Raw genomic sequence first — 10,297 nt, 5'->3', positions numbered from 1 at the left:
GCCGCCCCCCCCCCCCCCCCCCCCCCGGGGGCGGCCCGGGGGGGGGGGGGGGGGGGGGCGGCCCCGCGGCCCCCCCCCCCCCCGGGCGCCGGGGGGGGGGGGGGGGGGGGGCCCCCCCCCCCCCCCCCCCCCCGCCCCTCCCGTCGTCCGACGGGCTTTGTCGGCTACCGCGCGACGGCCCTGGCCGGCAGCGGAGCCGGGGTCCGGTCCGCCAGCGGGCGCAGCGGCAGCGGCTCGGACTCGCGCAGGAACACCCGGCGCACCACCCGCTCGGCCGCCTGCCCGTCGTCGAACTGACAGAACCGCTCCCGGAACGCGGCCCGCAGCCCGGCCGCCTCGGCGCCCTCCCAGGCGCCGGAGCGGAAGGCCTCCAGCACTCCCGCGGTGTCCCGGGTGACGATGCCGGGGGTGTCGCCGGGCCGGCCCGAGAGCAGGTCCACGTAGACGCCCCGGGACGCCTGGTAGACCTCCCAGTCGGGCGCGTGCACCACGATCGGCCGGTCCAGGTTGGCGTAGTCGAACATCAGTGACGAGTAGTCGGTCAGCAGCGCGTCCGACGCCAGCGCCAGTTCCTCCACCGACGGGTGGCCGGAGACGTCCCGCAGCACACCGCGCCGGGCCTGGGTCTGCAGCCGGGAGCTGGCCTCGTAGAAGTAGTGGGCCCGCACCAGCACCACGTACCCGGGCCCCAGGCCCTCGCAGAACCGCTCCAGGTCCAGCGGCGGATCGAAGCTCTTGCGGTAGTCGCGGTGCGTCGGCGCGTACAGGATCGCGGTCTGGTCCGGGGCGATGCCCAGCTCGGCGCGGATCCGCTGAACGTCCGCCCCGGTGGCGCCGAGGTAGACGTCGTTGCGCGGGTAGCCGGACTCCAGCGTGGTGTAGGTGCTGGGGTAGACCCGCTCCCACACCTGGGTGGAGTGCCGGTTGGAGGTCAGGCTGTAGTCCCACTGGTCGGCGTGTTCGAGCAGCAGCTCGAAGCTGAGGCCGACCGTGGAGGCCGGGTACTCGCGCTGGTCCAGGCCCATCTTCTTGAGCGGCGTGCCGTGGTGGGTCTGCACATAGGTCTGTTCGGGGCGCTTCACCACCGTGCCGGAGAAGCTGGCGTTGGACACCAGGAACTCCGCCCTGGCCATCAGCTCCCAGTAGGCGCGGGTCTCGTTGACCACGAAGTCCACGCCCTCGGGGGCCTGCTCCGCGGCCTTCTCGTCCAGCACCCAGACCCCGCGGGTGTGCGGGGCCAGCTCCTTGGCCTTGAGGTAGATGGCTTCCGGATTGCACGCTATCGAGCGGTTCCAGTAGGCCATGTAGGCGACCAGGCCCTTCTCCACCGGGCGGCGCAGCTGGGCCAGGTAGAGCGCGCGGTTCGCGGTACGGCCGGCCTGCTTGCCGCGTCTCTTCAGCTGGCCCCTGGCCTCCTTGAGCGACCGCCGGGCCCGGTCGATGGCCCGGAAGCGCAGGTAGGAGCCCTGCTCCAGGGCCGCGCCGCGACCGCCCATGGCGCCCTTCGGCAGCGTCCAGTCGGCCGGCCGCAGCTCCCGGCAGGTCTCGGCGGCGGCGGCGAAGAAGGAGTGGCGCTCCGCCTCGGCGGCGTGCCGGCTGCCGCCCAGGGCGTCCAGCGCGTCCAGGAACAGGGCGTCGTTGAGGGCGCGGTAGAGCTTCTGCCGGTCGGGCGACTCGCGGAGACCGCGGAGGCCGCCGAACAGCAGCCGGTAGTCGTCCAGGGCCCGGCGCCCGCGCTGCAGCGCGGCCGTCGCGCGGGCCTTCTCACCGGCCCGGCGGCGCACCAGGATCTGGACGCAGACCACGCCGAGGGTGCCCACGCGTTCGGCCGCCAGCAGGCTGCGCTGGGCCAGGACCAGCGCCGAGTCGGCCCCCCCGCCGGAGTTCGACACCGACCCGAAAGAGGACTCCCGGCCCGTTGCGATGTCATCCGTTCGGCTGAACGTCTCCAGGAAGCTCCGCCGGAACAGCCGGTTGGAGCGGAGCGCGGCCACCAGCACCACCGAGGGGTCGTCCGCGGCGGCGAAGACGCCCTTCTCCAGCGCGGCCAGCGTCGCGGAGTCCTTGCTCTCGACGATCCGGCCCAGCCAGTCCTTGCGCTCGTGGTCGAAGAGCAGGAGGTCGGGGTCGCCCAGCTCGGCCAGCCGGTCGTCCAGCACCTTCAGCGCGCCCGGTGTCAGGGCGATGTCCCGGTCCAGCAGCAGCAGGTAGTCGCCGGTGGTCTCGGCACAGACCTGCGCCAATGCCTGTGCGGTCACTCCCGGGGCGTCCGCGCCCATTCCGGCCTCGGCACCCCAGTGCACCGAACGGAATCGGGGATCGGCCGCGGCGTACTGGTCGAGCAGCGGGTCTGCGTCGGCCGCCGAGTCGTCGCCGACGGCGATCAGTTCCAGGCCCTGGAAGGACTGGCCGAGAACGGAGTCGACGCAGTCGCGCAAGTAGGCCGTGTCCCCGCTGGCAGGGACGACGATGCTGAAGCGGGGCATTTTCTTCCATACATGCTCAAAGGACAGGAGACGGGATCCAGGCGCCCCCCAAAGTGCCCCTGAGCCCCGATGTGACGTTAATCGATCGTTATTCGGCACGTCCATTTAAGTTCCGTTAACTTCTTAACTAAATCTTGCATTCGGTTCATCTGCTGCCACACCACCCCTCTCGAACAGGCTATTCGGGCCATATCTGTGACTTCAGTCACTCAGGTACGGTGTCTTCGCCCGCTCGGACAGTTTCCACCGAATGCGCCCTTGTCGTCTCGGAGAACATCATGATCGCAGACCCGAACGCTGCTCGGCCCGCCACGCTCGACGACGTACCCGGCTGGTTCTACACCATGGACCGTCACCTGTTCGCCTGGTTCCTGGAGCGGCAGAAGCGACTGGGCATCTCCGGCGATCTGATCGAGATGGGCACCTACATGGGGCGCAGCGCCATCCTGCTCGGCGACTACCTGCGCGAGGGCGAGACCTTCACCGTCTGCGACCTGTTCGACTCCGAGGCGCCGGACGCCGCCAGCTCGGGCGAGATGCGGATGTCCTACCGGTCCACCCTGACCCGCGAGGCCTTCGACACCCACTACCTCGCCTTCCACGACCGGCTGCCGGACATCGTCCAGGGGCCGACCTCGCTGCTCGCCGAGGCCGGCCGGATCACCCCGAAGTCCGTGCGCTTCGCCCACATCGACGCGTCACACCTGTACGAGCACGTGATCGGTGACATCAGGGTGGCCAGGGAGGCACTGGCGCCGGACGGCGTGGTGGTGCTGGACGACTACCGCTCCGAGCACACCCCCGGCGTCGCCGCCGCGGTGTGGGAGGCAGTGGCCACCATGGGCCTGACCCCGATCGTGCTCTCCAGCAGCAAGCTCTACGCGACCTGGGGCGACCCGGACGCGGTCCAGGAGGAGCTGGTCCAGGACTCGCTCGCGCGCGAGGGCATGAAGGTCACCCTGGAGGAGATCAGGGGGCGCCGGGTGCTGCGGTTGCGGGCACTGCCGGGGATGCAGCCGCCGCCCTTCCGCAACTCCCGGTTCTTCGACGAGGTCGAGGCCGCCCGGGTTGCCAGGGCCGAGGAGCAGGCACGCGGCAAGCGCGAGCAGGTGCGGATCGAGGGCGCGCGGCGCGCCGCCCTCGCCCGGCTGCCCTCGGCCCGCGCCCGGCGGATCGCCAGGGACCTGCTGCCGCCGATCGCCGCCCGCGCGGTGCGCAGCGTGCTGCGCGGCAAGCGGTAGAGCTCTGCAGGCGCGGGGAACTGTGCGACGAGTCCTCCACCACGTGCATGGCTGGTCGCGCAGTTCCTCGCGCCCCTAAGGGCTAGGCGAAGCCGAACCCTCGGAGGGGGCGCCAGACGCCGTCCGCGCCGAAGCGGTAGAGGCTGAACCCGGGCACGGTGAAGTCCGCGCGGTAGCCCCGGAGTTCGGTGTAGGCGCGGTCCAGCGCGGGCTCCGGGACCGCATGCGCGACGGTCACGTGCGGGTGGTAGGGGAAGCTCAGCTCCCGGGCCAGCACGCCCGAGCGGACCGAGGCCTCGACCTCCCGGCACTCCCGCGCCCCGGCCTCCAGCCGCAGGTAGACCACCGGTGACACCGGACGGAAGCTGCCGCTGCCGTGCAGCAGCACCCGGAACGGGCGGTGCCGCGCGGCAGCGAGGGCGAGGTGCTTCTCGATCCGGCCCAGGTCCTCCGGTGCCACCTCGGTCGGCGGCAGCAGCGTGACATGCGTGGGTATGGCCCGCGCCAGCGGATCACCGTACCCGGCCCGCGCGTCCTGGATCTCGGACGCGTAGGGCTCGGGCACGGCGATGGACACCCCGATCACCATGCCGGTCACCACGCCGGTCATCCCCGCCTCAGCGCTTCGCCGGGAGGAAGCCGATCCGGTCGTACGTCGTCGTCAGCGTCTGCTCGGCGACTGCTCGGGCCTTCTCCGCACCCTGGGCGAGGATCGCGTCCAGCTGCGCCGGGTCGTCCAGGTAGGTCCTGGTGCGCTCCTGGATCGGCGCGACCCACTCGGTGAAGAACTCGGCCAGCTCGGTCTTCAGCGCCCCGTACATCTTCCCGTCGAAGTGCTCCACCAGCTCCGCGACGGTGCGGCCGCTGATCGCGGAGTAGATGCTGAGCAGGTTGGAGACGCCGGGCTTCTCCTTCTCGTCGAAGCTGACGACGGTTCCGGTGTCGGTGACGGCGCTCTTGAACTTCTTCGCGCTGACCTTGGCCTCGTCCAGCAGGTTGACGATGCCCTTGGGTGAGGAGGCCGACTTGCTCATCTTCGCGGTCGGGTCCTGCAGGTCGAAGATCTTCGCCGTCTCCTTGAGGATGTACGGGTTGGGCACCGTGAAGGTCTGCCCGTAGCGGTGGTTGAAGCGCTCGGCGAGGTCGCGGGTCAGCTCGACGTGCTGCCGCTGGTCCTCACCGACCGGGACCTGGTCCGCCTGGTACAGCAGGATGTCGGCGACCTGCAGGACCGGGTAGGTGAACAGGCCGACGGTGGTGCGGTCGGCGCCCTGCTTGGCGGACTTGTCCTTGAACTGGGTCATCCGCGAGGCCTCGCCGAAACCGGTGATGCAGTTCATCACCCAGGCGAGCTGGGCGTGCTCGGCAACGTGCGACTGGACGAAGAGGGTGCAGCGCTCCGGGTCGAGACCGACGCCGAGCAGCTGTGCCACGGACGTACGGGTGTTCTCCCGCAGCGTCGCGGGCTCCTGCTCAACCGTGATCGCGTGCAGGTCGACGACCATGTAGAAGGCGTCGTGCGAGTCCTGCAGGGAGACCCACTGGCGCACCGCGCCCAGGTAGTTCCCCAGGTGGAAGGACCCGGACGTCGGCTGGATACCGGAGAGTACGCGAGGGCGATGGGAGACCATGCGGCCCATTCTCGCAGCAACCCGCTCAAGCTCCGCGCACGGTTCAACTGCCGGACGGTTCCGGCGGGGACGCCGGCCCGTCGCCGACCACGGTGACCCTGACCCGGTCCACCCGGCGGCCGTCCAGCGCGGCCACCGCCAGCCGGTACTCGTCACCGACCAGCACCTGCTCACCGGGCTCCGGCAGATGGCCCAGCTCCGCGACCACGAAGCCGGCCACCGTCTCGTACGGTCCCTCCGGCAGCTCCAGCCCGGTCTCCTCGGCGAAGTCGGTGAGGTTGAGCAGCCCGTCGACCTCGATGCTGCCCCCGGCGAGCCGCCGGGTGGTGCTCAGCTCCTGCGAGTCGTACTCGTCCCTGATCTCGCCGATGACCTCCTCGACCAGGTCCTCCAGCGACACGATGCCGGCCGTCCCGCCGTACTCGTCCACCACGATCGCCAGGTGGTGGCCCTCGTGCCGCATCTCCGACATCGACGGCAGCACCCGCTTGGTCGCGGGCAGCAGTTTCACCGGGCGGGCCAGGTCACGCACCGTCAGCGCGGCGGACACCGTCTCGCCCTGCCGGGTCCGGTAGAGGTCGCGGACGTGGACGAAGCCCACCACCGCGTCGTAGGAGCCGTCCACCACCGGGTAGCGGGAGTGCGGATAGCGGGCGACCTCCTCGCGCACCTGCTCCAGCGGGCGGGAGGCGTCCAGGAAGGTCACCTCGGTACGCGGCACCATCACCTCGCGCAGCTGCCGCTCCCCTGCCGCGAAGACGTCCCCGATCAGCCGCCGTTCGTCGATGCCCAGCTCGGTGTTGGAGGCGACAAGGCCCCGGAGCTCCTCCGAGCTCATCGCGTTCCGCCCGGCCTTGGGGTCGCCGCCGAGCAGACGCACCATCAGGTTGGTGGACCGGGACAGCAGCCAGATCACCGGGCGCAGCGCGACCGAGATCATGTCCACCAGCGGCGCGGCGAGCAGCGCGATGGACTCGGCCCGCTGCAGGCCGATCCGCTTGGGGGTGAGCTCCCCCAGCACCAGCGACACATAGGAGATGAGCAGCGTCAGCAGCACCAGCGCCACGGCGTTGGCCACCCCGGCGCTCAGTCCCAGGCCGGTGAAGAGCGGCGCGACCTTCTTCGCCAGGGTGTCCGCACCGAAGGCCGCCGACAGGAAGCCCATGCAGGTCACGCCGACCTGGACGGCGGCGAGGAAGCGGTTCGGGTCCCCGGCGAGGTGCGCCGCCCTGGTCGCCCGCTTGGTCCCGCGCTCGGCCAGCGCCTGGATCTGCCCCTCGCGCAGCGAGATCAGCGAGATCTCGGCCACGTTGAAGATTCCGCCGACGATGATGAAAAGCAGGACAAGCCCGGCATCCTGGATGGTCTCGCTCACGGGGGCAGTCTAGGGTCGTTCAACTGCGGGTCGTTCAACACGGCGGTGCCCCGTCCGCTGGGCGGACGGGGCACCGTGTGATGCGGGGTCAGCTCGGAGGGACCCGAGCGGACGGTCAGATCAGGCCGAGACCGGCCACCGCGTCGCGCTCCTCCACCAGCTCCTGGACCGAGGCGTCGATCCGGGCGCGGGAGAAGTCGTTGATGTCCAGGCCCTGGACGATCTGGAACTTGCCGTCCTTCGCGGTGACCGGGAAGGAGGAGATGATGCCCTCCGGCACGCCGTAGGAGCCGTCGGAGATGACACCGGCGGAGGTCCAGTCGCCCTCGGCGGTGCCGTTGGTCCAGGTGAAGACGTGGTCGATGGCGGCGTTGGCGGCCGAGGCGGCCGAGGAGGCGCCGCGGGCGTCGATGATCGCCGCGCCGCGCTTGGCCACGGTCGGGATGAAGAAGTCCGACAGCCAGGCGTCGTCCGCGATGGCCTTGGCCGCGTTCTCGCCGTTGACCTCGGCGTGGAAGACGTCCGGGTACTGGGTCGCCGAGTGGTTGCCCCAGATGGTCAGCTTCTTGATCTCGGAGACCGAGACGCCGAGCTTCTTGGCGAGCTGGGCGACCGCGCGGTTGTGGTCCAGGCGGGTCATCGCGGTGAAGCGGTCGGCCGGCACGTCGGGGGCGTTGCGCTGGGCGATCAGGGCGTTGGTGTTGGCCGGGTTGCCGACGACCAGGACGCGGATGTCGTCCGCGGCGTTGTCGTTGATGGCCTTGCCCTGCGGGCCGAAGATGCCGCCGTTGGCGGAGAGCAGGTCACCGCGCTCCATGCCCGCGGTGCGCGGACGGGCGCCGACCAGCAGACCGACGTTGGCGCCCGCGAAGCCCTGGTTCGGGTCGTCGAAGATGTCGATCCCGGCGAGCAGCGGGAACGCGCAGTCGTCGAGCTCCATCGCGGTGCCCTCGGCGGCCTTGACGCCCTGCGGGATCTCCAGCAGCCGCAGCTTCACCGGGACGTCGGGACCGAGGAGGTGGCCGGAGGCGATGCGGAAGAGCAGCGCGTAGCCGATCTGGCCGGCGGCACCGGTGACGGTGACGTTGACGGGAGTGCGGGTCATGATGACGTCTCCTGCTGATACCTGGGCTGGCGAACCTGGGGTGGTCAGGCTTCGGCGGCAGCAGTGCACGTGCAGGGCACGCCCGCGGTGCCGGACCCTGATCGGTCTCTTGACTTCAAGAGACCGGTGTCAGGTTATCCCAGTGAGCGGCCTGCGTGTGCCGCCCGGCCGGGGTCGTCGGCGCGTCCTTCGTCACGTTTCGCACACGGCTCTGCCGGTACGGCATCGACCCAGCTCAGAGCGGTATGACCGGCTCGCGGCAGGGCCTTAGGCCGCGGCGGTCGTGCCCAGGCGCCCCGCCCGGCCCTGCGGCGCGGACGGGGCCTGCGTCAGCCCTGGCCGCCGCCGAAGAAGTGCGAGATCTCCGGGACGAACGGCAGCGAGATCACCGGATCGGGTTCGGACGCCAGCGCCAGCACCACGATGGCCAGCCCGAGCACCCACATCACCACGATGTCGGTGAACCTGCTGCGCACCGCGAGCATCCCGACCTCGGGGAGCAGCAGCCGCAGCAGACCGGCCAGCAGCATCGCCGCTCCGATGGTGATCACGCCGGGACGGAACGAGCCCAGCGCGGTGACCGCGAGTCCGACGCCGACCATGGTGAGGACCACCACTATCGGCCACTGCCGCACCGGGACCGGCTGGCCGCGGCCGGCCGCCGCGGCCGAGCCCTCCGGCGGGAAGGTGCCGGTGGTCCGGCTCGGCCGCTGCCGCGAACCGTGCCGGGCCGTCACCGCGGCGGCCGTCACCTCGACGGCCGCCGCTTCGACGTCCCGCGCACCGGTGTCCGGCGCCCCGTTCGCCCCGCTGTCCGGCGCCTCGACGTCCTGCGCCCCGACGTCCGGCACGGCGCGGTCGGCACCGTTCACGCGGTCGGCACCGTTCACGCGACGGGTACCGTCCACGCGGTCGGCGCGGTCAGCCGGCGGCACGCTCGGCCGCCTCGACCACATTGCTGAGCAGCATCGCCCGGGTCATCGGGCCGACCCCGCCGGGGTTGGGCGACAGCCAGCCGGCGACCTCGGCGACACCCGGGTCCACGTCGCCGACCAGCCCGGCCTCGGTGCGGCTGACGCCGACGTCCAGCACGGCCGCGCCGGGACGCACGTCCTCCGGCTTGACCAGGTAGGGGACACCGGCGGCGGCGACGATGATGTCGGCCCGGCGCAGGTGGCTGGAGAGGTCACGGGTACCGGTGTGGGTGAGGGTGACCGTGGCGTTCTCGCTCTTGCGGGTGAGCAGCAGGCCGATCGAGCGGCCGACGGTGATACCGCGGCCGATGACCACGACATGCGCGCCGTTGATCTCCACCTGGTGCCGGCGCAGCAGCTCCACCACGCCGTTCGGGGTGCACGGCAGCGAGGCGGGGATGCCCAGCACGAGCCGGCCGAGGTTGGTCGGGTGCAGGCCGTCGGCGTCCTTGTCGGGGTCGATCAGCTCCAGCACCCGGTGCTCGTCGAGGCCCTTGGGCAGCGGCAGCTGCACGATGTACCCGGTGCAGGCGGGGTTCTCGTTGAGCTCGTGGACGGCGTCCTCGACGTCCTGCTGGGTGGCGTTCGCGGGGAGTTCGCGCTGCAGGCTGGCGATGCCGACCTGGGCGCAGTCGCGGTGCTTGCCGCGGACGTAGGAGTGGCTTCCGGGGTCGTCGCCGACCAGGACGGTGCCCAGGCCGGGGATGATCCCCCGGGCCTTGAGGGCCTCGACCCGGACGGAGAGCTCGGACTTGATCGCGGCGGCGGTGGCCTTGCCATCGAGAATCTGGGCGGTCATACAGGCATTGTCCCGGATGGGGGAGGCGGGACGCGAAACACCCTCGGGGACGAGCGGACGGTGCTGGTCCGGTTGCAGTACGACTACAACTCCGATCCGCGGCGCGAACCGGGTGGACACCGCTCCCCGGCATCGCCACGATGGTGGATGCCGGCAACGGCACGGGGGCGAATATCGGGGGAGAACGTGAGCAATCCGTACCAACCACAGGATCCGTACGGTCAGCAACCGTACGGGCAGCAGCCGTACGGTCCGCCGACCCCGCCACCGCAGCCGACCCCGCCACCCGGCTACGGCCAGCAGCCCCCCGTCTACGGATATCCGCAGCCGCAGCCGCAACCCGACCCCTACGCCCAGCAGCCGCCCGGGTACGGCTACGCCTACCCGCAGCCCCAGCAGCAGCCGCAGCCGCCCGTCGGGTACGGCTACGGACCGACCGGGGAGCCGAACACGCTGGCCAACGCGGCCACCGCGATCGGTGTGCTGTCCATCGTGACGGTCTGCTTCTACGGCGGCTTCCTCGGCGTACTCGGTGTCGTCCTCGGCCTGCTCGCGCTGAACAAGTCGGCGACCACGGGCACCGGCCGCAACCAGGCGATCGGCTCGATCATCGTCTCCACGCTCGGGATCCTGATCGGCATCCTGGTGCTCGTCCTCGTCCTCCGTCCCTGACCGGCGTCGAGGTG

Annotated in this window: 9 protein-coding genes; 2 read left to right on the top strand and 7 right to left on the bottom strand. The window is 71.2% G+C overall.

The window, feature by feature from the left end; genetic code table 11:
• Positions 1 to 164: 164 nt before the first annotated feature.
• Positions 165 to 2,486 carry a CDP-glycerol glycerophosphotransferase family protein gene (locus ABH925_RS16675; protein WP_370148617.1) on the bottom strand — a complete coding sequence of 774 codons (2,322 nt, stop codon included), beginning with the start codon at positions 2,484 to 2,486 and terminating at the stop codon, positions 165 to 167.
• A 278-nt stretch (positions 2,487 to 2,764) separates the two neighbouring features.
• Here ABH925_RS16675 and ABH925_RS16670 point away from each other — a divergent pair, with 278 nt between their 5' ends.
• Complete coding sequence (locus tag ABH925_RS16670) at positions 2,765 to 3,727, top strand: class I SAM-dependent methyltransferase (RefSeq protein ID WP_370148615.1); 963 nt, start codon at positions 2,765 to 2,767, stop codon at positions 3,725 to 3,727.
• Between the two features lie 82 nt (positions 3,728 to 3,809).
• On the opposite strand, the gene ABH925_RS16665 is transcribed toward ABH925_RS16670, so the two are convergent.
• The 6 genes from ABH925_RS16665 to ABH925_RS16640 form a co-directional block, all read right to left on the bottom strand.
• The gene (locus tag ABH925_RS16665) at positions 3,810 to 4,337 is read right to left on the bottom strand and encodes a 2'-5' RNA ligase family protein (protein ID WP_370148614.1); all 528 of its coding nucleotides are present in this window, start codon (positions 4,335 to 4,337) and stop codon (positions 3,810 to 3,812) included.
• 7 nt (positions 4,338 to 4,344) lie between these two features.
• Positions 4,345 to 5,358, bottom strand: coding sequence for a tryptophan--tRNA ligase (trpS, locus tag ABH925_RS16660; protein WP_370148612.1), 1,014 nt, complete (start codon positions 5,356 to 5,358; stop codon positions 4,345 to 4,347).
• A 43-nt stretch (positions 5,359 to 5,401) separates the two neighbouring features.
• Positions 5,402 to 6,733, bottom strand: coding sequence for a hemolysin family protein (locus ABH925_RS16655; protein ID WP_370148611.1), 1,332 nt, complete (start codon positions 6,731 to 6,733; stop codon positions 5,402 to 5,404).
• Between the two features lie 115 nt (positions 6,734 to 6,848).
• Positions 6,849 to 7,838, bottom strand: a complete 990-nt coding sequence (locus tag ABH925_RS16650; RefSeq protein WP_370148610.1) for a malate dehydrogenase — start codon at positions 7,836 to 7,838, stop codon at positions 6,849 to 6,851.
• Between the two features lie 329 nt (positions 7,839 to 8,167).
• Complete coding sequence (locus ABH925_RS16645; protein ID WP_370148608.1) at positions 8,168 to 8,710, bottom strand: DUF3017 domain-containing protein; 543 nt, start codon at positions 8,708 to 8,710, stop codon at positions 8,168 to 8,170.
• Positions 8,711 to 8,759: 49 nt separating this feature from the next.
• Complete coding sequence (locus ABH925_RS16640) at positions 8,760 to 9,611, bottom strand: bifunctional methylenetetrahydrofolate dehydrogenase/methenyltetrahydrofolate cyclohydrolase (RefSeq protein ID WP_370148606.1); 852 nt, start codon at positions 9,609 to 9,611, stop codon at positions 8,760 to 8,762.
• A gap of 186 nt (positions 9,612 to 9,797) precedes the next feature.
• On the opposite strand from ABH925_RS16640, the gene ABH925_RS16635 reads away from it, so the two are divergent.
• Positions 9,798 to 10,283: a hypothetical protein gene (locus ABH925_RS16635; protein WP_370148604.1), complete on the top strand. Its 486-nt coding sequence runs from the start codon at positions 9,798 to 9,800 to the stop codon at positions 10,281 to 10,283.
• The last annotated feature ends 14 nt before the right edge of the window (positions 10,284 to 10,297 follow it).

The sequence above is a fragment of the Streptacidiphilus sp. EB129 genome (assembly GCF_041262645.1).
In the GTDB taxonomy this organism is placed as follows: Bacteria; Actinomycetota; Actinomycetes; order Streptomycetales; family Streptomycetaceae; genus Streptacidiphilus.
The sequence above is the reverse complement of the archived record's forward strand: the minus strand, read 5'-3'. Positions and strand labels throughout refer to the sequence as shown.

Excerpts from the sequence above, each read along its gene's own strand:
- ABH925_RS16675 (WP_370148617.1), bottom strand. The coding sequence starts at position 2,486 with ATGCCCCGCTTCAGCATCGTCGTCCCTGCCAGCGGGGACACGGCCTAC.
- ABH925_RS16670 (WP_370148615.1), top strand. The coding sequence starts at position 2,765 with ATGATCGCAGACCCGAACGCTGCTCGGCCCGCCACGCTCGACGACGTA.
- ABH925_RS16665 (WP_370148614.1), bottom strand. The coding sequence starts at position 4,337 with ATGACCGGCGTGGTGACCGGCATGGTGATCGGGGTGTCCATCGCCGTG.
- trpS (WP_370148612.1), bottom strand. The coding sequence starts at position 5,358 with ATGGTCTCCCATCGCCCTCGCGTACTCTCCGGTATCCAGCCGACGTCC.
- ABH925_RS16650 (WP_370148610.1), bottom strand. The coding sequence starts at position 7,838 with ATGACCCGCACTCCCGTCAACGTCACCGTCACCGGTGCCGCCGGCCAG.
- ABH925_RS16640 (WP_370148606.1), bottom strand. The coding sequence starts at position 9,611 with ATGACCGCCCAGATTCTCGATGGCAAGGCCACCGCCGCCGCGATCAAG.